This is a genomic window from Bacillus sp. YBWC18 (genome assembly GCF_002998775.1).
Lineage (GTDB): Bacteria > Bacillota > Bacilli > Bacillales > Bacillaceae > Bacillus.
In genome coordinates this window covers 285,190-307,085 of record NZ_PVRI01000003.1, presented here as the reverse complement: position 1 = coordinate 307,085, position 21,896 = coordinate 285,190, and the positions used below count along the sequence as shown (strand labels likewise).

At 43.3% G+C, this 21,896-nt stretch carries 24 protein-coding genes; 6 read left to right on the top strand and 18 right to left on the bottom strand.

Going from position 1 to position 21,896, the window contains the following annotated elements:
• Positions 1-2: 2 nt before the first annotated feature.
• The 7 genes from C6348_RS10980 to C6348_RS10950 are packed head-to-tail and all read right to left on the bottom strand — an operon-like array spanning position 3 to position 7,145.
• Complete coding sequence (locus C6348_RS10980; RefSeq protein ID WP_106043053.1) at positions 3-1,031, bottom strand: PseG/SpsG family protein; 1,029 nt, start codon at positions 1,029-1,031, stop codon at positions 3-5.
• Positions 1,028-1,768, bottom strand: a complete 741-nt coding sequence (locus tag C6348_RS10975) for a cytidylyltransferase domain-containing protein (protein WP_106043051.1) — start codon at positions 1,766-1,768, stop codon at positions 1,028-1,030. Before C6348_RS10975 ends, C6348_RS10980 begins: the two co-directional genes overlap by 4 nt.
• Positions 1,758-2,882 (bottom strand): N-acetylneuraminate synthase family protein, encoded by a 1,125-nt coding sequence (locus C6348_RS10970; RefSeq protein ID WP_106043049.1) that lies wholly within the window; start codon positions 2,880-2,882, stop codon positions 1,758-1,760. The genes C6348_RS10975 and C6348_RS10970 overlap by 11 nt, the downstream gene beginning before the upstream one ends.
• Position 2,883: 1 nt before the next feature.
• On the bottom strand, positions 2,884-3,759 hold the full coding sequence (locus tag C6348_RS10965) for a GNAT family N-acetyltransferase (RefSeq protein ID WP_106043047.1): 876 nt from the start codon (positions 3,757-3,759) through the stop codon (positions 2,884-2,886).
• Positions 3,756-4,934, bottom strand: a complete 1,179-nt coding sequence (locus C6348_RS10960; protein WP_106043045.1) for a DegT/DnrJ/EryC1/StrS family aminotransferase — start codon at positions 4,932-4,934, stop codon at positions 3,756-3,758. Before C6348_RS10960 ends, C6348_RS10965 begins: the two co-directional genes overlap by 4 nt.
• 21 nt (positions 4,935-4,955) lie before the next feature.
• Positions 4,956-6,368, bottom strand: coding sequence for a capsular polysaccharide export protein, LipB/KpsS family (locus tag C6348_RS10955; RefSeq protein ID WP_034660386.1), 1,413 nt, complete (start codon positions 6,366-6,368; stop codon positions 4,956-4,958).
• 6 nt (positions 6,369-6,374) lie between these two features.
• Positions 6,375-7,145, bottom strand: coding sequence for a glycosyltransferase family 2 protein (locus C6348_RS10950; RefSeq protein ID WP_189293916.1), 771 nt, complete (start codon positions 7,143-7,145; stop codon positions 6,375-6,377).
• A gap of 184 nt (positions 7,146-7,329) precedes the next feature.
• On the opposite strand from C6348_RS10950, the gene C6348_RS10945 reads away from it, so the two are divergent.
• From C6348_RS10945 to C6348_RS10935, 3 genes are all read left to right on the top strand, one after another.
• Positions 7,330-7,995 carry a YIP1 family protein gene (locus C6348_RS10945; protein WP_223251560.1) on the top strand — a complete coding sequence of 222 codons (666 nt, stop codon included), beginning with the start codon at positions 7,330-7,332 and terminating at the stop codon, positions 7,993-7,995.
• 223 nt (positions 7,996-8,218) lie between these two features.
• The gene (gene gerQ / locus C6348_RS10940; protein WP_034660388.1) at positions 8,219-8,761 is read left to right on the top strand and encodes a spore coat protein GerQ; all 543 of its coding nucleotides are present in this window, start codon (positions 8,219-8,221) and stop codon (positions 8,759-8,761) included.
• A 133-nt stretch (positions 8,762-8,894) separates the two neighbouring features.
• Positions 8,895-9,512, top strand: a complete 618-nt coding sequence (locus C6348_RS10935; protein WP_106043042.1) for a cupin domain-containing protein — start codon at positions 8,895-8,897, stop codon at positions 9,510-9,512.
• A gap of 41 nt (positions 9,513-9,553) precedes the next feature.
• On the opposite strand, the gene C6348_RS10930 is transcribed toward C6348_RS10935, so the two are convergent.
• The 3 genes from C6348_RS10930 to C6348_RS10920 all read right to left on the bottom strand — a co-directional run bounded on the left by C6348_RS10930 (position 9,554) and on the right by C6348_RS10920 (position 11,669).
• A complete protein-coding gene (locus C6348_RS10930; protein ID WP_106043040.1) occupies positions 9,554-9,925 on the bottom strand; it encodes a DUF423 domain-containing protein in 372 nt (123 codons plus the stop codon).
• Between the two features lie 70 nt (positions 9,926-9,995).
• Positions 9,996-11,303, bottom strand: coding sequence for a purine/pyrimidine permease (locus C6348_RS10925; protein ID WP_034660390.1), 1,308 nt, complete (start codon positions 11,301-11,303; stop codon positions 9,996-9,998).
• A 33-nt stretch (positions 11,304-11,336) separates the two neighbouring features.
• On the bottom strand, positions 11,337-11,669 hold the full coding sequence (locus C6348_RS10920) for a YwdI family protein (protein WP_034660391.1): 333 nt from the start codon (positions 11,667-11,669) through the stop codon (positions 11,337-11,339).
• A gap of 170 nt (positions 11,670-11,839) precedes the next feature.
• Here C6348_RS10920 and C6348_RS10915 point away from each other — a divergent pair, with 170 nt between their 5' ends.
• Entirely contained in the window at positions 11,840-13,198 is a 1,359-nt protein-coding gene (locus C6348_RS10915) for an aldehyde dehydrogenase (RefSeq protein ID WP_106043038.1), read from the top strand.
• A 33-nt stretch (positions 13,199-13,231) separates the two neighbouring features.
• Here the strand turns inward: C6348_RS10915 and C6348_RS10910 are convergent, their stop codons facing one another.
• Together C6348_RS10910 and C6348_RS10905 are read right to left on the bottom strand one after the other, a co-directional pair.
• Positions 13,232-13,912, bottom strand: a complete 681-nt coding sequence (locus tag C6348_RS10910) for a uracil-DNA glycosylase (protein ID WP_034660393.1) — start codon at positions 13,910-13,912, stop codon at positions 13,232-13,234.
• A complete protein-coding gene (locus C6348_RS10905) occupies positions 13,909-14,736 on the bottom strand; it encodes a glycosyltransferase family 2 protein (RefSeq protein ID WP_034660394.1) in 828 nt (275 codons plus the stop codon). Before C6348_RS10905 ends, C6348_RS10910 begins: the two co-directional genes overlap by 4 nt.
• 128 nt (positions 14,737-14,864) lie before the next feature.
• Between C6348_RS10905 and C6348_RS10900 the strand changes: the two genes are divergently transcribed.
• Positions 14,865-15,170, top strand: coding sequence for a YflT domain-containing protein (locus C6348_RS10900; RefSeq protein ID WP_106043036.1), 306 nt, complete (start codon positions 14,865-14,867; stop codon positions 15,168-15,170).
• Positions 15,171-15,296: 126 nt separating this feature from the next.
• Positions 15,297-16,106, top strand: a complete 810-nt coding sequence (locus tag C6348_RS10895; RefSeq protein ID WP_034660396.1) for a bifunctional hydroxymethylpyrimidine kinase/phosphomethylpyrimidine kinase — start codon at positions 15,297-15,299, stop codon at positions 16,104-16,106.
• A 49-nt stretch (positions 16,107-16,155) separates the two neighbouring features.
• Here C6348_RS10895 and C6348_RS10890 read toward each other — a convergent pair whose 3' ends face one another.
• The 6 genes from C6348_RS10890 to C6348_RS10865 form a co-directional block, all read right to left on the bottom strand.
• Positions 16,156-16,638 (bottom strand): hypothetical protein, encoded by a 483-nt coding sequence (locus C6348_RS10890; protein WP_106043034.1) that lies wholly within the window; start codon positions 16,636-16,638, stop codon positions 16,156-16,158.
• A gap of 19 nt (positions 16,639-16,657) precedes the next feature.
• Entirely contained in the window at positions 16,658-17,248 is a 591-nt protein-coding gene (locus C6348_RS10885; protein WP_106030641.1) for a hypothetical protein, read from the bottom strand.
• Between the two features lie 247 nt (positions 17,249-17,495).
• Entirely contained in the window at positions 17,496-17,750 is a 255-nt protein-coding gene (locus C6348_RS10880) for a hypothetical protein (protein ID WP_008359596.1), read from the bottom strand.
• Positions 17,751-17,937: 187 nt separating this feature from the next.
• Positions 17,938-19,395, bottom strand: coding sequence for a sucrose-6-phosphate hydrolase (locus tag C6348_RS10875; protein ID WP_106043032.1), 1,458 nt, complete (start codon positions 19,393-19,395; stop codon positions 17,938-17,940).
• Positions 19,396-19,414: 19 nt separating this feature from the next.
• Entirely contained in the window at positions 19,415-20,803 is a 1,389-nt protein-coding gene (locus tag C6348_RS10870) for a sucrose-specific PTS transporter subunit IIBC (protein WP_106043030.1), read from the bottom strand.
• Positions 20,804-21,057: 254 nt separating this feature from the next.
• A complete protein-coding gene (locus C6348_RS10865) occupies positions 21,058-21,891 on the bottom strand; it encodes a PRD domain-containing protein (protein WP_106043028.1) in 834 nt (277 codons plus the stop codon).
• Positions 21,892-21,896 lie beyond the last annotated feature (5 nt).

Below are 21,896 nucleotides of genomic sequence, written 5' to 3'. Positions count from 1 at the left end.
ATCTACACATCCTTATGTTCTTTTTGGTGATGATTCATGAGGTGTATAAGAATGTTTTTCACTCGTTCGGTTCCTTTTCCATCAATGAGTGACCGTCCATTGAGATGAATGCTCCTGCGGAGAAAGTAACTGGCGGATAGTCTTTCAACAGCACGCCATATATCCTTTTCATCCACAAGGTCACCTAATCCAAGATGGTGGCAGGCTCCCTTTTGCGCAAAACGAGTGGCTGTCACTGCTTGGTGGTCTACTTGCGAAAGGACAATGCTGGGCACCCCGATACAAACTGCCTCATATAACGTCATCCCGCCAGCAACAATCGCCAGATCGGCTTCTGCAAGACGGGCAGGTAATTGATCCGTATGGCGAATGAATTGAATATGCGCAGCCTCGATTTGTTCTTCGATGCGAGAGGCTTTTCCTGTAACCGCTATAATGTGTAAATGGCCAGCTTCGAAGAGTGCTGATACAGCCTTTGATAACAATCCGCCTGGATCACTGCCTCCAAGGCTGATAACCACCTTTTTGCATTCTTTTCGAACCTCATATGTGTCTTTTAATCTGCTGATCTCGTGATCTAACAATAAATAAGGTGTTCCATAAAAATAGTCCGTTCCATTTACTTGCAGACGCTTTTCTTCCAGACCACCATAAATGCCATTCACGACAGCATCAGCAAGCTGGCAGGCTTCTGCTCTTTCTTCTTCAAATAAGACCAGCCTTGCAGAGCCGGAGGACGCTTTGATCGATCGAAGAAACTGGAGGTCACAATCAAGCACATCAATCAGCAGAAGATCAGGATTCAGCTCTTTTATGTCCTGCTCCATTTGAAGGAATACGTTTGGTTCCTGCATCAAATGAACGTGCCAAGCTGGATGCGTGAGCATTTCTACACAAATCTGTTCATTTGTATAGAAATATAAGTCGTTTCCTTCTTGAAACAATTCTTTTGCCAGCCGTCTCATTCTGGCGACATGCCCCATCCCTCTTAAAAAACCACCGTACACAACAATCATGATTTTTTTATTCATTCAGCATCCTTCTGTCTAACAAATTGATTCAACCGAACAATATCAGGATCTTGTTCACAAATGGAGATAAGCTCAGCCGTAGGCACAGCAATAGATTCACCAGCTTTCTCAAGTAAACGGGTGGCAAATACATAATCTTCTTCTGTATCAATCGTGAATCGATAAGCAGGATATGCAAGTTCTTTGGGCGGTGTGAATAATTGCAGTTGAAATCGCTCAGGATGCTTTCGGATATACAGCGTGACGTGCTCACGCTCCGGCTGCGTAAGGGGAAAATTGTCGATTTCACGTAAAATTGATGCGTCGATCATTTCCCCGGAAATACCGAGTGGCGTTCCAGTCGTATACGTGTAATCAGCCCTCTTCTGTCTATGTTCTTCAACCATTTTCGACAAAAGCGCTGGATCTATAAATGGATTATCTCCCGTTAAACGGACAATGGTTTGCGGTTCAAAATGACGGACAATCTGCGCAAATCGCTGCAGTACATCTATCTCACTACCGCGAAATACCTTATAGCCCTTTGATAAACAATATTGAGCCAACAGATCATCCTCTGCCTCGACTGTTGTGGCAATCATGAGGTTCTGGGTTTTGTGATTGTAATGATCTGATTGCTTTACCCGTTCAACAATGAAATCGATCAGTGCCATACCGCCGATCGGTTTCATCACCTTTTTTGGCAGCCTTGTTGAGCCCATTCTAGCTTGTATGACAAAGAGCACATCATTGATCATGCTCGGACTCCTGCATGAGCACATCTTTCCACGATACGCCTGTATGGGCTGGGATGTCTCTCACAGCCTTGGCGCCAAGTAAAATCTCCATGTACCGCGGATGCAGACCTTGGCTTTTTTGTCCTGGACGTAATACGGCTATGTTTTGTGCTGTCAAAGTCTCGCCCTTTGCAATACCTTTTGTTGTAAAAATCCCTCGATACGCAAATTTACGAATCTGCCCTTCAATGGCTGCTGTCGTTTTATAAGAACTGCCAAGGATCTCCTCTGACAGAGGATGAGCGTCTGTTTCTGATTGATTTCGGTCCTTTTCCGCCGCTCGAATATGCTGAACCATTTCCTTTAATTCTTCTGGATCGAGCGCAAAGGAATGATCGGCCCCAGGCAGCGTCTTATCTACCGTGAAATGCTTTTCAATCATGGCTGCCCCAAGCTTCACAGCGGCAACAGGGGCTTCAGTTGGATGCTCACTATGATCAGAAAAGCCAATGACTGCCTCAGGAAAAGCCGAGGCTAAGGTTTGAAGCACACGAAGATTCGTATAAGCTCTAGGTGCTGGATACTTTGCTACGCAATGCATAATGGCGACTTGATGGTTTTGCTCGCTTGTAATCGCCTCATATGCTTCATGAACATCTGCAATAGTGGCTCCGGCTGTTGAGAAAATGATGGGCTTTTGAAAAGAAGCCGTGTGACGCAAAAGAGGCAAATGATTGATTTCATAGGATGCCAGTTTGAAAGCCGGCGGATCGGTTTGATTCAATAGATCCGCAGATTCTTCGTCACACACTGTGCTTAAAAACATCAGCCCTTTTTCCTCGCAGCGCGTCAATAAAGCTGGCAGCCATTCTGGCGGCAGCTCCATTTGTTCGACTAAGGAAAAAATGGATACCTCATCTCCCTTGGCTGTTTCGTATAATCCCGGTTCCTTTTGATACATCCGATCAGCTTGAAACATTTGAAACTTCACTGCATCGGCACCTGCTTCTTTTGCCACATCAATTAAAGCAAGCGCCTGATCCAGCTTTCCATCATGGTTAATGCCTGCCTCTGCAATGATAAAGACAGGCGCACCATCCCCCACTTTGCGATCTCCAATATAGAAATGCGCCATCTTATCTCTCTCCTTTTTTCGGCCATACATGGTAATACAAGAAGCCATTTGTTGTTCTAAAGCCCATCTTTTCGTAAAGCTGAATGGCGGTTGTGTTATGCAGCTGTGTTCCGGCAGAAATAAAACGATGCCCTCTCTCATAAGAGACCTTCATCATCTCGATAAACAGTTTTTTCCCGATCCCTTTTCCTTGAACATCCGGTCTAATCGCAAACAGCTCAAGCGCCATCTCATCGCCCTTGGTCATCCCTTGTATCAAGCCCACGACTTCATCGTTCATCTTTGCCACGAGATTGATATCTGCACGTCCGAGCAAATTGTTTCTCATCCATTCTTGATAGAAATGCTGGACGACATTCTGGTCTAAAAATGGATCGAGTGCATACCGGCTTTTCACAAAAGCCTGATGACCAAGTGAAACCGCCACATCGTATTCCTTTTCATCCGGCAGACTTATCACCACATCTTCACCTGTTAATGGCACCTCCATGTGAACAGGCGGCGCCTCAAGCCGAGTGAGACCGCCCACATAGTACACATGTGACAGCCTTTGGACGATGCGGTTTTTTTCAAGATCAGCCGCTTCAAGACGTAAAAAGAAAAAATCGCATTTTTCTGTTCTCATCCAATTGATGAAGCGCTCCATCAATTCTTGAAAAGCAGATGATGACTCAGCTTCCGCAAACTTCACATGAAAAATATGCTGATCAAATATGCCGCTTTCCCATTTTGACCAGTCGAATAACAGCACCGCTTTGAGCTGGGCGCCACTGACAAGACCAAACTGCTTGAAGCCTTTCATTTGTTCAGCTTGTTGGCCGTATTTCTCCAGCCAAGCGGACAGCACCTGATCGTCTATTGCATGAACGGCCTTCATGAAGATGCCTTCTGATCTTTTAAAATAGACAACACCGCAGTGATGACATCCTGCACATCTTCATCGGTCATACTTGGATAAAGAGGCAGTGAGAGAGTCCGCTTGTAGTAAGCGAGTGACTCAGGGAAATCCTCTGGTGAATAGTGGTAGGTTTGTTGATAGTATGGATGTAAATGAACAGGGATAAAGTGAACACTCGTGCCGATTTTATACTCCTTTTGCAGCTGATCAATCAGCTCATCGCGTGTGATGAATGCTTCTTTTGGATCCACTTGCAGTACATACAAATGCCATGCATGTCTTCCCTCATGATGGACAGGCGGCAAAATCAGCCCTGCTTCTTTTTGAAATGCCTGATTGTATGTTTTCGCAATTTGTTCTCTCCGTGCCTGCATATCATCCAGACGTCTTAGCTGGACAAGCCCTAACGATGCCTGCACATCAAACATGTTCATTTTATAGCCAGGTTCCTCGACCTCGTAGTACCACGTTCCTTTTTCTCCATAACGATTCCACGCTCCCTTGCTCATCCCATGGAGTGCTAGTCTTCTGATTCGTGCGGCAAGTGCATCATCATTTGTCGTCAGCATGCCGCCTTCTCCAGTCGCTATGTTTTTCGTCGCATAAAAACTAAAGGCAGTCGCATCACCAATCGCTCCAATGGGCTGGCCATGGTACGTTGTATACAGAGCATGAGCGGCATCCTCGAGCACAAATAGATCGTACTTTTTGGCAATGGCTAAAATCCGGTCCATATCGCACGATTGACCAGCAAAATGAACAGGGACAATCGCTTTTGTATGTGGTGTAATCGCCGCTTCTAGTTTCTCTGCATCGAGATTGAGAGTCGCTGGGTCAATATCGACAAATACAGGTGCTGCCCCTGTATGAATGATCGTATTGGCTGTTGCGCAGAATGTCAGAGGCGTTGTAATCACCTCATCCCCATTCCCAATCCCTCTAGCCTTTAAGGCTAAAAATAAAGCAGCCGTACATGAATTGACAGCGATCGCATGTTTTGCACCGATCAGCTGCCGAAACTCTTCTTCAAACTGTCTTACTTTTGGTCCGGTTGACAGCCAGCCGGATTTTAATGTTCCAATGACTTCGTCAATTTCTTCCTGCTCAATCAACGGCAGGGCATAAGGAAGAAATTGCGCTCTCTTTTTTTCCATATCGCTTGCACACCCCTATCTTCATCTCTGAAAATCCACACCTGTTTTTGTTTTAAGCAGAGAAAGCAGAACATCGGTCGATCGCGCATGCGGATAATGTTGTTTAATGAATTGAGCTCCTTGCTGCTTTGCCAGCTTCATCTCTTGATCATCCGACAAAATACGAATGGCTTTCTCAGCCAGTTCAACAGGGTTTTCCATATGATAGCTGCCAAGCGACTCGTAATAAGGGTATCTTCTGCCTTCTGTCATTTTCCCGATCAGCACACTCTTTTCAAAGAGCATTGCTTCAAGACCGACGGTTGATGTGAGCGTAATGACCATATCCATATATGGCAGCAGGTCATATAAGTCGATATCTTTTTTAATCAATCTCACATGATTTCCAGCTCGTTCAATGGACACATACTCATTTAATCGGTTTCGGGCAATTTCCCACGGATGCGGCTTCATGATCAACTGAATGTCTTTCCGTTTTGCAATCGTTTTAAGAACATCACCATAGAAGGCTTCTGAGAACGGCTGCGTTGCCACAAGCACGGTCTTTTTGGCAGGATTGAAGTTCAATTTACGAAAGATGAGTTCCTGTTGAAGCGGCGTTCGATCCTTCACCAAATCAAACCTCGGATGACCTGTGATCTCCACCTGTTCCGGCTGACAGCCTTTGTCTACATACCAGTCCTTTTCATACTTTCCAAACACCCCATGACACGTCGTGAAAATCGGCAAAAAGGCTTCGTCTCCCATAAGTGCGCCGTGCTGAAGACAGATGCTCGTGAGCTGGCGTTTCACTGTTTGCAGTGCCAGTACGCGGCTGTAAGCATCCTCCGTCGTCCCCACAATGACGGCTGCAATTGGCTCCATCTGAAATAGAACTTCTGTCTGGTCAATCACATCAATAAATTGCACAATGTCCTTCCGAAGCTTTTCTCTAAAAAAGACATTGCCAAAGACGGGGTGCTTTGCGTAAGGTTTAAGGAGAGCATTTGCTTTTTCAATATATTCAGCATGGGCTTCTTTATTAACCTCTCCGGCTAATTCCGGCTTGCTGATGACGGGTAAACCGAAATAATCTGCCTTCTTCCAGCGAGCGAGCACCACCGTTTGACTCGTATGGAACCGCGTGTAATTTTGTTCAGTAAAACGCAGATGTTCAAAGTGAAGCAATACCTTTCCATTCGCCGGACGATAAGCAATTCGCTTGATCTGCTGCTTATGTTGATCAAAAAATGGCTGAATCTCTTCCGGCAATGGACAATCGGTTGTCAATTCTTGACCGAATGCTTCCTCCTCCATGCGTTCCCTCACTTCAGGACTGATATATTGATAGAAATTGCTGATCAACCCAAGAGGAATTTGTTTATAGGACAAATCCTTCATGAGATTCACATACTCAAAGTACACCTGCCAATAATGATGAATATAGTGCGACACTTCAGGTCACCTCCCATGTCTTTGTTTTAATATGTGGCGGAGCTCCCAGCAGGTAGACTGCTCAGGAAGTGCTTGAATAAAGGCACTTTTCTCTTCTTCTGCCAGCTGATAGTGAATCGACTGTTCTGTGATGTAATTTGTATCTAAAACTTCATCAAAGGGATAGAACGGATAAAAATGATTTAATCGAAAAAAGAACCGGGCATCTCCTATTCGATAAAAATGCGGACTCTCGTCCCAGTAAGACCCAAATTCAGCTTGAATCTTTGATAAAATAGATGCACGATGAACGACTGAGCAATGATCAATGGCACAGGGTGCATTCCATTGCACCGTTTGCGCAGGTCGAATCGTTTCCTTTACTGGCTCTTTTTTGCTATTTAAATAGATTACTTTCGATGCAGAATAGACAATATCCTCACCTGGTCGTGCATCTAGATAATGAGTGAGCTTCTCTAAACGGTCCGGGGCATAGACATTGTCATCTGTGGCATAGGAAATATACTCGCCCTTTGCCAGTTCTAATGCTTGATTAATCAGGACGGCGTATCGGGTTTTCACTGTTCTCTCCTCCAGCGATTTGACACCGCTTTGGATAAAATGAACACGGGGATCTTTGCGAAAGGGCTCAATCGCAGCAAGGGTTTTTTCGTTTGAACCATCATCCATGATAAATAGTTCAAAGTCTGACAGCGTCTGATGCAGGACCGCTTCAATCGATTTGCCGACGTAAGCCGCCTTGTTGTAGCTCGTCATAATGACAGTTACTTTTGTCAAAGTTTTCACCTCGGTCTCTTTCAAACTATGTTTATCATATGTGTCTCCTCTCAAAGAGACTGTAGAATGACCTATTTTTTATAAAATTGTATTTTTTTATCGATCTACCTTTGAAAATTGCAAACTTTTTGGTAATATAAGTAATCATTTATGTGTATTAAAGGAGTAAAGAACATTGGAATCTATGAAGAATGATCACTCCCAAGAAGAGGAAGCAAAAGGTTATTTTCGATTTTTTAAAATTTTCGTCGCAACAAAAACGATTATTCGCTCATATCAACGTTCCTCTATTCCAATTTGGCTGATGATGCTCCTTGCAAGTATCGCTGGTACAGGCTGGGTCTACGAAGGTTATTTTAGCGAGTATATGGGCAATCATATTCCGTTCCCTTTTATTCTGTTACAAGGAGCGGGATATGGTATTCTTGCAGGCAATCTGGTTCTATTTTTCGGTGTACTCATCCTAAAGTGGTTAGGGCGTCTTTTTTTCGGCAGTCAACCGGCGTATCGAGATGTGCTCAAAGCCTGCACGCTGACGATCTTTTTCCCTTCCGCTTTATTTTCACTCAGTTGGATTTTCACTATTGGAATGCTTGGTCCGTATACGTTTGTCAAAATCTCACCTTATTTAGATCAGCATTATGAAGTTTGGTATTATCTCGATCTTTTGACACTGATTGATGCTTATGCAAAGACGTGGATATTTGGAATGACTGTTTTAGGCATTGCCGCTGTGATGAAGCTCAGATTATGGCAAGCCTTTTTCATTGTGATCACACCGCTTGCGGTATGTTTTGTCATCATCACACTTTTATTTGATGTCCAGCACGCTGTAAATTGGATGATGTAAGGAAGGTTGAGCATCATATTCGTGAGCAACGAAACGCAGACCTGACAAAGAACGCGAGGGTTTGCCTGCACCTAAGGAACTGCACCGCAGTTCCTTTTTTTCGTTCAATGTACATATTCCATCCTCCTGTCTCATAGTGTGAAAGAGAGAAAGAATGCTATGGAAACAACAGGTGCTTAAGCGCCTTCTGTTTAGAACACCATGAGGAAAGAGGAGGAACGTTATGAAATTGAAAAATCAATTTGGGCAAGGTTCGGGTTTCGAAGGTCAAGATTTTCGCCAGCAGCAATATGGAGCAAATCCGTATCCTGCGCAGCAGATGGGTTATTCAGTCCCTCCCCAAACGCAGGGTCAAATGCAAGGACAAATGCAGCAGGGGTTTTCGCCAATGCCATCTACCGGCACTTCACAAGGAGGCCAAGGAACGCAGGGCGGCGGGCAGCCATATCAAATTCCTTCTGGACCGATTTATCAGCAGAATGTCACCGGACAGCTGCCTATTGAGCAGTCCTATATTGAAAATATTTTACGATTGAACCGCGGCAAGGTAGCCACGATTTATATGACATTTGAGGCGAGCAAGGAATGGAACTCGAAGATTTTTAGAGGCGTCATTGAAGCTGCAGGACGTGACCACATTATCATTAGTGATAACAAGACAGGAACACGATACTTACTATTAACGATCTACCTTGATTACATTACATTTGATGGGGAAATTCAATACGACTATCCATACTCCATGTCCACGTATTCTCCGAGATAGATAACGCCACATATAGCAAAAGCAAGGAGCAGGCGCCCTTGCTTTTTTCTTTTGACTAGGTTTTTGTCACACCTCTAGGGCGCTGGTCATAAGATGCCTAGTAGTTTTTATCAAACGCCTAGAGGTGACATCAATGACTGTTGAGCTGGATTATACATCACCAAACGTTAAATATTCATACGATCTGAATCAAAGCCCCCTTGTGAAGTACGATCAGCACAATCTGATTAATGTTTTAGGAAAAAAACAATTAAACTCGTTGGATCAAGTATCCCTGCTGGATATATATTTGAGTAAAAGCAAAGTCGTAGAGCCTCATTATCATCAAAATGCCGCAGAGCTTGTTTATTGTATAGCCGGTTCTGCTGCCGTCTCGATGCTGAATCCATTTACAAAAAAACTGCACACCTATACCATCACCCCTGGACAGGTGGCAAACGTACCTCAAGGCTGGTGGCACTACGAAGTTGCCCTTCAGGACAGAACTCATTTGTTAGCCATTTTTAACGCATCTACGCCAGAAGTGATCCTAGGCTCAGACCTTCTCACCCTCACCCCTGCTCACATCATGGCACATACGTATTGCATGAACGAAACACAGTGGAAGCAGGCGACACAGCCTGTGAAGCCGAGTGTGTTTATCGGACCATTTTGCCACAGAGAAGAGGAGGCACAAACGAATCCTGTCCCTCCGTCTCACTACGTCCCTTATTATCAAGCACCGCCAAATTATGCCCCTTACTGGAATTAAGAAAAAAACCGATGCCCCTCTCAGAGGATCGGTTTTTTGACTTATAAATTTTTTGCTGCTGCAATGACAAGCATGATCCAAGAAGCGATAAACGCCACTCCGCCAATTGGGGTAATGGCACCTAGAATCTTCACCTGTGTCAATGCCAGCACGTAAAGGCTTCCTGAGAAGAAAAGGATGCCTGCAAACATCACCCAGCCAGCAGTTGGAACTAGAGAAACACCTGACAGCTTATCTGCAAGAAAGGCGACAATAAATAATCCAATCGCATGGAACATCTGATATTGAACCCCTTTGTTCCATATGTCTATATACTTTTCAGGGATTTTCCCTTCCAGACCGTGCGCACCGAAGGCTCCGAGTCCAACAGCTAGCATGGCATTAATCGCACCTAAAATGAAAAATAGTTTCATTCGTCATTCTCCTTATCTCGTCAATTATGTTTATCATAGCGCGGGTGACAGACGACATTCAACTTTCCCTTTACGTTGACACGAGATTGTCGGATTTCTTTTTCTTTCGTAACAGGACTTGATCGACCGCGATCGCAATGAGTGTACCTAGAACAAGACCATTGCTTAATAATGAAATGAGCACAGGATGCATGCCTTTCAAGGCTCCCTGCGGTACAAACATCGCCCCTACACCTGCTAAAACGGCAATCCCTAGGACAAAGCGAATCCGCGGAATTTCTTCTTTCTCATACTGATCAAACTCAGACATCGCAATCCCAATCATCGAGGAGAACACCACAAAGTTTACAGCAAGCCCCACAGGTGATGGCAGTGCGGAGAAAAAGCTCATGAGCAGCGGGAACAAACTAATGAGTACAATGAGCAGACTTCCTATGAAAAATGGCTTTCTCGATGGAATTTTCGTTGTCTGGATAAATCCTGCTGCTCCGGAAATAGGTACAGGCGCAATGGCACCGATCAATCCGCTCAGTAAGTGACCAAATGCTGCGACAAAACCAGCCGGCCGAGCTCTCTTCCGCTCACGCAGTTCACCAAATGCCTTCACTGAACTTTCCACAATTCGAATACTTGCCAGCATGTTCACAATGAGTAAGATCGTAATGAAAAAGGACGTGACAAGCAATCCACTGTCAAAGACTGGCATGCCGAATGGGAACAGCTTCGGAAACTCGATGATTTTTTCTGGAATTCGAACCGGCTTTGCCAACCCGAGTAGAGCGAATAACAGCCAGCCTCCTGCAAGGGCAAATAACACAGAAAACTGCCTTAAGTAATGCCATTTTGAGCGGCTGATCATGAAGGTAAGGATAATAATCAAGATCGATAAGCAAAAGACAAGCCCGTCCACCTGATTTCCTCGATAGCCGATGCCCATCAGCCCTTTCATGATCGGCTGACTTAACTGCACAACTAGCAGCAGCAAGTAAATGCCTGTGACGACTGGCGTAAATAAAGACGCGAGCCAATTAATGATTTTAAATAAACTAAAAATAAAAAAGAAAGCGGCACTAAAAATTAAAGCCCCCTGTAAGGCTTGCAGGGTTTCAGGATACGTCGCAAAAATTGTTCCTGTCATGCCTGCATAAAGGGTATACACACCCCACCAAAGCCCTGCTGGACTTTCATTGATCGGCAGCATATGGCCGCATAAACACTGCACCATCGCCACAAGACCAAGTGAAAAGAATGTACTTTGAATCAGCTCCGCTGACTGCACTTGGTTCAATTCAAACGCTTGTGCAATCGCAATAGGTACGGCAATAGAAGCTGCGATAAAAAATGCCATCCACTGAATGGCGCCCAAAAATAGTTTCAAACCGATCACCTTCCCTTTGTCGAGACAAGACCATTAAAAATCAAAAATAGAGTCGCCGTTCCCATCCTTCTCTTTTTGCCCCTCTTCTTGATGCTGAAATTTCTTCGCACCACTCGCACCCATCAGTTTCTCAAGCATGGCTTGATCTGAGGATACGGGCGGCGCGGACGGTGTCTGTATCGAAGAAGGTGGCGAGATAACCGGCGACTGCGGCATTTGCACCTGTGATGGTGCATCGAGAATGACCTCACATAGTGAAGAAATCGCTGCCACATGACGTTTCACCTCTTCATCATTTCCACTTTGTTTCGCCTTTTGAACCGCTTCCTCCATTTTTTGAAGCAGGCTTGATATATGAATATTCAAGGGTAGACCCTCCAATCTAAAAAAGTCTCTTTTCAACATTATTTTACCAAATGAACAAACGAAATGGGTTCATTTTTTCAAAGCAGTGCGCTCCCGCCTCTCTTATTTGACCCGTCATAGCCCTTCACACATAATAAAAGGAACAAAATCGTCTATGAAAGGATTGAATAATGGACAAACTCACTTCTCTTTTTCAGAAACAAAAAGTCTTTCAAAAGCCGCCGGTTCAAGAACGCATCCGTCTCCTTAAAGACTTAAAAGCAGAAATCAAACAGCATGAAAAGGATATTTTACAAGCCTTAGCCCATGATTTACATAAATCCGAACAAGAAGCCTATACAACAGAGATTGGGATGGTATACGAAGAAATCAATCATACCATCAAGCACCTTCACAAATGGGCAAAGCCAACACGCGCGCGAACACCTCTGACTCATATCGGATCGAAAAGCATGATCATCAAGGAACCTTACGGCAGTGTGCTCATCATTGCTCCTTGGAACTATCCTTTCCAATTGGCTCTTTCTCCATTAGTCGGAGCTATTGCTGCGGGTAATGCCGTCATCTTAAAACCGTCTGAGCTGACGCCGCAAGTCTCACAAATAATCAGCGCAATGGTGGAACGTGTATTTCAAGAAGACCATGCAGCTGTCGTAGAAGGCGGTGTAGATGTCAGTACAGAGCTGCTGAAACTGCCCTTTGATTATATCTTCTTTACAGGAAGTGTGGCAGTCGGCAAAATCGTCATGGAAGCCGCCGCAAAGCATTTGACACCTGTCACACTTGAGCTTGGCGGAAAAAGCCCTTGCATCGTCATGCCTGATGCAGACATCAAACTAGCGGCGAAGCGAATCACTTTCGGCAAATTCACCAATGCAGGGCAAACATGCATTGCGCCAGACTATTTGCTCGTTCATGAGTCCATTAAAGAGGACCTTTTGCGGGAAATGACAGCTTGTATCCGGGACTTTTATGGTGAACACCCTGAAACACATCCGCACTTTGGGAAAAATGTCAGCCAGCGTCATTTTGACAGACTCTCACAATTCCTCTCAAATGGAACGATTGTCACGGGTGGACAGCGCAATGAACACGAGCTCAAAATCGCTCCGACCATTTTAGACCACATCACATGGGAAGATCCCGTCATGCAGGAGGAAATTTTCGGACCGATTCTGCCTGTCATGACCTTTGATTCTCTGCATGAGGCAGCGCATATGATCAAAACAAGGCCGAAGCCGCTTGCTCTTTACTTATTTACAACAAGTAAAGAAACAGAATTCTATATCCTAGACCATCTCTCATTTGGCGGAGGATGTATCAATGACACGCTCATGCATGTCGCTACTCCTTACCTGCCATTCGGAGGCGTGGGCGAAAGCGGCATGGGACGATATCACGGGAAAGAAAGCTTCTTTACTTTTACACATGAAAAAAGCGTCCTGCGCCAAACCAATCGCTTCGATTTTTCCTTCCGTTATCCAGATGCGAAAAACGGACTAGACTTGGTTCGTAAATTTTTAAAATAAACAGGACGAAGGGGCTCTCCCCTCGTCCTCTTTTCACTCAATACCTTGGATACACCAGTTGATTTCTTCGATCCCCATTTGCTTTAAATACGCGTTTACCTTTGAAAACGGACGACTGCCAAAAAAGCCGTTTCTTGCAGAAAAAGGACTTGGATGAGGTGACTCAATGATGTAATGCTTGTTTTGATCAATGCGTTCTTTCTTATTTTGAGCATGTCTTCCCCATAACACAAAAACGACGGGCTGATCACGTTCATTCAGCACATCAATGACACGGTCTGTCACACGTTCCCAGCCCTTGCCTTTATGCGAGTTCGCCTCGCCCTTTCTCACGGTCAGCACAGTGTTTAAGAGCAGCACACCCTGCTCTGCCCAGCTCACAAGTGAGCCATGATTTGGAACAGGACAGCCAAGATCATCCTTTAGCTCCTGAAAAATATTTCTCAATGATGGCGGATGCTTCACGCCAGGCTGAACAGAAAAGCTTAATCCATGTGCCTGACCTGGGCCATGATAAGGGTCTTGTCCCAAAATCACCACTTTGACCTCTTCATAAGACGTCAAATGAAGCGCACGATAAACGTCATCCGGTTTCGGAAAAACGGTCTGCGTGCGATATTCTTCCTTCATCCATTCACGTAATTCCTGATAATACGGCTGTTCAAATTCACTTTTCATCACAGCCCACCAGCTATCATTTAAAAATGGCTTCATTGGGGTTCTCCTCCTTCTATCTGCTGCGTTAGTCTGGAGATCATCGGTTTTCCGTCCCACACAATATCACTCTCTGATTCTCGTTTTTTCATCGCTGGTTCTTCTAATAAGACAGCAAAGTTAGCTGTCGGCAGGTCACCCAGCTCATGCTTTTCACTTAGATCATCTAAGTAGTTCTTCCTTGTTTCACCAAGATCACTAGACTGATTCCCACCGCCGTCAAAAAACGCATAGATCACGCTGGCAGCTGGCACTCGTTTGACACGGGCATGCTGTGATACACGCAAAAAGAAGTCCCAGTCCCAATAATGATGCATCGCTGGATCAAAATAGCCAATCTCATCGTGTATACAGCGTTTGTACATACTGCCGGAAGGAACATAGGTAGAAAAAACACGCATATCCTCAATAGCTGCTGTATAAGCAAATAAACGTCTCGACACCGGGAAACGGGTCGCGCCTTTTTCTTCAAATGACACAATTTCTGCATCAGAAAAGACAAAATCGGCGTCCTCCAGCGCCTTACTCATACGTTCAATATGACAAGGTGTAAAGTAATCATCGTCGTCACTCAGCATGATGACATCGCCTGTCAGCTCCCGCACCCCCACGTTTCTAGCATTCACATGCTGGACATTCTCATCTAAATGGATCAAGCGGATCGGAAGTTCAGAGTAGAGTTCCTGGATGATGTCGACTCGCTCTCCTGCATCATTCACAACCACAATTTCAAAAGGCTGTACAGTTTGTCTCGTAATGGATTCAAGCAGCTCACACAGTGCGCTGAGCCGGTTATGTGTCACAATTAATAAGGAAATCTTCATATTCAGCTTACTCCTTTAATAGATTCGTCTTTTTCCATTAAAACATAAAATGACGTTCTTCTCATGATATAAAAGGCGGTTTGATGTGACGGGAAAATGGGAATTTTTGATGAAAAGGAGTGATCACGATGGAATATTTCACAGTAGAAAATAGCAAAGAAGCCAAACAGACCATTGAACAACTACATTCAGCAAAGGATGATATTTTTGTTTTTGCGTACGATCCAGAACGCTCTGATACCGTCACAGAGCATACGAATGCCAAAAGCATGACAGCGGTCGATCAAGGGATTTTAGATCAAATCGCCAATGTCATCCGCACCCGGGATGACGAGCTCATGGCCAAAATGATGTCGGTTGGCGCGGATCAGGAATTAGCCTTAACACTTTTAGACGAACTGAAAAAAGGAAAATTGGTGATTTGTAAAAGGTAAGGAGAAAGGCGTTCCTCCTAGGGTGGAACGCTTTTTTATGTCGTTTCATTGTGATAAATGGAAAAGCTGATTATAATAAGGGATAGAACAGTAACTGTTACACATCACATTGGAGGTTCAGCAACTATGTCTATGAATAAAGCACTCACCATCGCAGGCTCGGATTCAAGCGGCGGTGCAGGTATCCAAGCAGATTTAAAAACGTTTCAAGAGAAAAACGTCTACGGGATGACAGCTTTAACCGTTGTCGTTGCAATGGACCCTCATAACCATTGGGATCATCAGGTGTTTCCAATTGATACGGCGACGATTCGTGCGCAGCTCTCTACCATTGTAGAAGGCATTGGGGTAGATGCACTGAAAACGGGTATGCTCCCAACGGTCGACGTGATCGAACTTGCAGCTGACACTATCAAAACATACGACCTAAAAAATGTCGTCATTGATCCTGTTATGGTTTGTAAGGGTGCGAACGAAGTGCTATATCCGGAGCACGCTGAAGCACTACGCGAAAAGCTTACGCCACTGGCAACCGTCATCACGCCTAACCTTTTCGAAGCAGGTCAATTAAGCGGAATCGGTGAGATCAAAACGATCGAACAAATGGAAGAAGCAGCAAAACGCATTCACGAACTTGGTGCCAAGTATGTCGTCATCACGGGAGGCGGTAAGCTAAGCCAAGATAAAGCGATCGATTTGCTTTATGATGGACAAACCTTCGAACGACTTGAAACAGATAAGATCGACACAGAATACACACACGGCGCAGGCTGCACATTCTCAGCAGCAGTCACAGCTGAACTAGCAAACGGCTCAGACGTGAAAGAAGCCATTTATGCAGCAAAAGAATTCATCACAGCTGCCATCAAAGGCTCTTTCCAGCTAAACGAATACATCGGACCAACAAAGCATTCTGCTCATCGTGTTGACAAATAGAACAGAAAAACCCGATTCGCCTTGTTAATGGGCGAATCGGGTTTTGTTTTTAACATGTTTTCTCTAGATCGTTCAATTGATTGGTGAAACCAGAATGATCTACCTGTGGTGCAATGTTTTCTAGAAAGCGAATGAACTCACGACCAGAATCAATGAAATGACGCACAAATTCTTTATAATCGGCAATCAAAATTTGATTTTCAAGCGATAACATCACTTCATGATCAGATTTTTTTTCTAACTGTATCTCTAATGGAACACTCGGATAATATATTTTTCCATACCCTTCTTCCACATATTCCTCAAAAATATTTGTGTAATAATGCCACAACTCTTCTATGTAATCAGGATTTTCAAAATCCTCAATTCTTCCTTTTTTTCCATGATCGAACGTGATTGTCCCTTCTAAATTAGTAAACCCTTGTTCCATAAAATCTTCTTTCTTAGCAACGAATTTCTTGATACTCTCAATGTCACGAATTGATACATATCTCTCTTCATTTTCTATATAAATATATGTTTTAATTTTCACCTTATAATCTCCTTTAACATTAAGATTTAGGATATAACTGACGCATATGACCATTAGAAACGCCTAGGACATATTTCACTCCATCTACTTTACCTTCTACTTGTCCTGAAACTTTTATTTTTGATAACTTCGTTCTATTTTGTTTTGCCACATTAATTGCTATACGTTCTATATCCTTAACAGAAAGTCGACTATCAAAAAAAGTTTGGGTCTTTTTAGATGTTCCATTCCAATACTTAGGATGATGCCTTTCTAACATATGCTTCATATCACTCTTCGTTATCTTATACGTTTTTGATCCTGCTTTATATGTAGCACCTTTATAATTTTTCAAACTATTTACAACTTTTGACTTAGGTGCTTTTTTAAACGTTTTCGTTCCTACTTTAATTAATTTAGAGCCACCTTGCAATACTAAACGACCGACTAACACCCAAAATGCGTCAGTTTCTTTATAGCCAATTTCCAAATGACTATTTTCTTGACCGAGAACTAAAGCCATTTTTGATGGCGGCATCGAGTAGTCATCATTTTCTTTAAGATAAACAGAAGGTGCAAATAAAGAAATCATTAAAGTAAACAAAAGAACGACAGCTATTTTTTTTCTCATTAATACTACCTCTTTCTTAAAATAGTGAAAAACAAAACTACAAATTATTCCCTACCATTTTAGGTAAATATTAATTTTAACATATTCGTAAAAAAAGCCCAAATCATATAATTTTATGAATTGGGCTTTCTCTCTCTTTTCTAACTAAAATGAAAAATCTTAATGATAAATCACAGCTAAGATAGTTATAAATAATTTTTTTCCACACTATAACTTAAATAAAAATGAAACAAAACATCACATTTCGTTACTTTTGCTGATCAGATTCTTTCGCCATTTTTCGAATAAAGGCTTCAATGGATTCAACAAATAAGGCATATTCTTTCATTTGTTTATACGTATCTGACAGCTTCTCTTTTAATTCTTCCTGCTCTAGAGAAGGTTCACCGAGAATAGATTGGACTTGAATGAGCAATTCTTTATATTCTTCACGTTTATCTTCAACATGATCTGCCATTGTCTCCAAGCGTTTTCTAGTCGTCGGCTGCTGTTTTGAATTCAAGTAAACAACCCCTTTTTGTCCTACCGCATTTGGATAAACGTCAGCCTCAGCTGTATATATTTTAAAATGATACCATAATTCCACTTGTTATCATATATGTAAAACGTCATCAAACCGCTTCAGACCACCCTTGTATATACATGTTATAGGTTCTAAGATGCAGGCGGATTTCACTAGAAAAAGCAGATCATTGATCTGCTTTTCTTTGTAAATGCCATGTTTTCAGTTTCAGCTTTGTTTCATTTCTGCCACTGATCGAGATTGATTTATTTCCCGGGGAAGGAAAGTAACGTGCAGTAAATACTTCTCGGCCTCCGTTTACAAAAATCTCAATCGACGATGCATCGATAAAGATGTGAAGATCGTGTAATTCCTCTATTGCTACTTCACGAACTTCTTTTGATCGATCTTCAAATCGATCTCGCTCTAATGTCAGTTTCCCTTCATCTTTATCATAAATGATACGGGCTGCCGCTCGAATACAGCATTCAAACCCTTTTTGTGTGTCAATTTGATCAATGAATACCTCTGCGCTTGTAATATCATCTACAGGAATCGATTGGACGGAGCGTTTGATATGAAAAACATTCTCTTGTTCATTGGTTCTCATCGCCTGGAGCTCAGTGACTGGTTTTTGAATCAGATGTCCGTTATCATCTAAACGCAGCTCTCTCGGGATCGTGAGGCAGTGTATCCATTGATACGAAATCGTTGGATGATGCTCTTCTCCTTGATCAGGCACCCCCATCCATCCGATTAAAAGACGTCTGCCTGATTCGTCTAGAAAGGTTTGCTGCGCATAGAAGTCAAAGCCGCGGTCCAGCTCCTCAAACGCTCCGTGCGTATATTGATAGGTATGATCATCCAATCTCCCAACAAAATAGCCTGATTGATGTGTATTATGATATTTTAAGCCATCCGACTTTAACCCTTGCGGCGACACAATCAATACATCCCGGCCATCTAATTCAAATAGATCTGGACATTCCCACATATAACCGAAATCCTCTAATCCATTTTTTCCACTGCCAGCAATCATGCCTTGAAACGTCCAATTGTCTAAAGTATCAGAGGTAAACAAGACGAGATTCCCTTTCAGGTCCAGGCTTTGTGCACCAAGAACCATGTACCACTGGCCATTTCGCTTCCATACTTTCGGATCACGAAAATGGGCGGTGAATCCTTCTGGCAGCGTCGCCACGACACCTTTTTTCTGAAAATGAATGCCATCTTCTGAAACAGCTAAACATTGATATGTCTCACGGTTTCCTTGTTCATCGCGAACGTTTCCAGTGTACATCACATACATCTGTCCATCGTCAATGACTGCGCTGCCAGAATAACAGCCGTTTTGATCAAACCAATCACTTGGGGCAAGGGCGGCTTCCTCGTGCTGCCAATTCACTAGATCTGTCGATGTGTAATGGCCCCAAAATTTTGCGCCGTGTCCCGTTTTGAATGGCTGCCACTGATAAAAAACGTGGTAAACCCCTTTCCACTGAATCAACCCATTCGGGTCATTTAAAAGACCAACTGGCGGCATTAAATGAAAATGCTGACGGTACACATCTTTTTTCACCAAATGCTCATAGTTTCGAATACGGTCTGCTACCTTTTGACGAAGTGCTGCGTCAGTTGTTGTCATGACTGTGACCACTCCTTGATTATTTTTCTACTTCTTTTACTTTAAAGATGATGGTGAGAGTAAATGAAACAGCAACAGCGATTAACATACCAATCACATAATTTACCACATTCTGCACACCGTATGGCGCGGCAATCGCAATCATCGGAATACCCGTTAAACCATAGGCGTTGGCTGCAACCTTCGTGAAGACAACAAATGCCCCGCCTAATGCGCCTCCAATCATCGCGGCAATAAACGGCTTACGATAGCGGAGGTTGACACCAAATATGACAGGCTCGGTAATACCTAGGAAAGCTGAGAAAGCTGCAGGAAGTGCGATTTCTTTTGTTTTCGCGCGTTTCGTTAAGAAAAAGACAGCCAATCCCGCCCCGCCTTGAGCTACGTTGGACATGGCCCAAATTGGCAGCAAATAGTTACGCCCAATATCATTCAGCAGTCCTGCTTCAATCGCATGGAAGCTATGATGAACCCCTGTGAGCACAATGAGAGAGTAGGCTCCTCCGAAAATGAGTCCTGCTAAGAAGCCTGCATGATCATAAATAAATGTCAATGCATTCGAAATTCCAGTACCGAGCATTCTTCCAAGCGGTCCAACTGCAATAAACGTCACAAATCCAGTCACAATCACCGTCACAAACGGGGTCACAAGTAAATCAATACTGTTCGGAATCACTTTTCTTAAATTCTTTTCAACAAGACACATGATGTACACAGTCAATAAGACTGGAATGACTGTTCCTTGGTAACCAAGAAGAGCAATATCAAAATTGAATAAATGCATATACTCTGGTTTCGCATCCGTCAGCCCCCACGGGTTGAGCAGGTTCGGGTGAATCATAATCCCCCCAATAACGGCTCCTAAATACGGATTTCCACCAAACTCTTTCGCTGCACTGACCCCAATTAAAATCGGCAAAATGATAAAGGCTGCACTTGAGAACATATCAAGCATTTGGAAGATCGCAGAGCTTGGGTCAGCCCATTTGAAGGCTTTCATCATGCCTAATAGGCCCATTAATAAACCGCTTGCAACAATTGCTGGAATGATCGGTACAAAAATATTTGATAACGTCTTTGCAAAACGTGCAAGTGGATTCATTTTTTGTTTCACTGCTTCATCATGGCTGACAGGCTTTTGTTTCTCGTCTCCTGTCTCAAGACCGGTCTCACGAGCAAATGGTTCATATACTTTGTTGACTGCCCCCGTTCCAAAAATGATTTGGAATTGTCCAGAGCTTGAGAAAGCCCCCTTTACCCCTTCAAGTTCCTCAATGGCTTCTTTGTCAATCAGTTCCTCATCTTTTATCACCAATCTGAGTCTTGTTGCACAATGCGTGGCACTGATGACATTTTCTTTGCCGCCTAATCGTTTTGTTAATTCTTTGGCTGTTTTTTGATAATCCATGTTGTCTCCTCCTTTTTTAAAGCAAAAAAGACCTAAAATTCACCAACGATAAAAGGACATACACGTCCCCTCGTTACGCAAATTTTAGGTCTTGCCTGCCTGGCAGTCACAATCCCACGATATCAAATTTTGATTACGCTTTCATCATAGTATAAGAGAGAGACGTGCGTCAACCTCTTTTTTCGAATCAATTGACCCATATACACTAATAAGAGTAGTGTGCATAAAAAAAAGCCTGCATGCAGGCACAACCACTAAACCAATTCGGCATCCTGCAGACGCTGGACATGCAGCGTGATGTAGCCGATCTCCGATTCAGGGAGATGAAGTTCATATTCATTTTTCAACAAATCAGCGAGTCCACGTGCACACCGGTAAGCCAAATCATACTTTGTTTGGATAAAACTCAGCATGTCATCGTCCATGATTTGAAATGCCTCATTTGATTCCAACCTGCCTAATGCATACCTCAAATGTGTCACAAGCCGCTGATAGGAAATACTATCCTCATCAATTGAATGCTGAAAATAGCTTTCTATATGCTCGATCATTTCTTTGATCATCGTTGTATATTTCACGGTCTTTTTCATAGACTCCGTATTCATTTTGGCCGTATGAATATGGAGTGCCACATACCCTGCCTCATCGTCCGGCAGTTCAACCCCAAGCCGATCCTTTACATAATGAATGGCATACTTTCCAATATCATATTCCTGCTTATATAAGACTTTGATCTCACCAAGCAATTTATTATATAGCACAATGCCCTTTTGAATGCGCTCTATAGCAAAGGATAAATGGTCAGTCAGTGATATATGGATATGATCACTAAGCGGCATCATCAGTTTACCCTCTGCATAACTGATGATATGCTCTGCCACCTCAATATGCGCTTCGGGCAATGTCGCAAGAATTTGTTTGAATTTCTCATTTTCTTCACGCACAACAAAGATTTTCTCTATTTTTTGAACGGGAACGACGTCATTTTTCCCCTTCTGAAAAGCAATTCCAGGCCCCATCACAATTTTCTCCTGATCACCTTCCTTTACAACCACTGCATTGTTATTCAATATTTTATATATCTTCAAGGGGT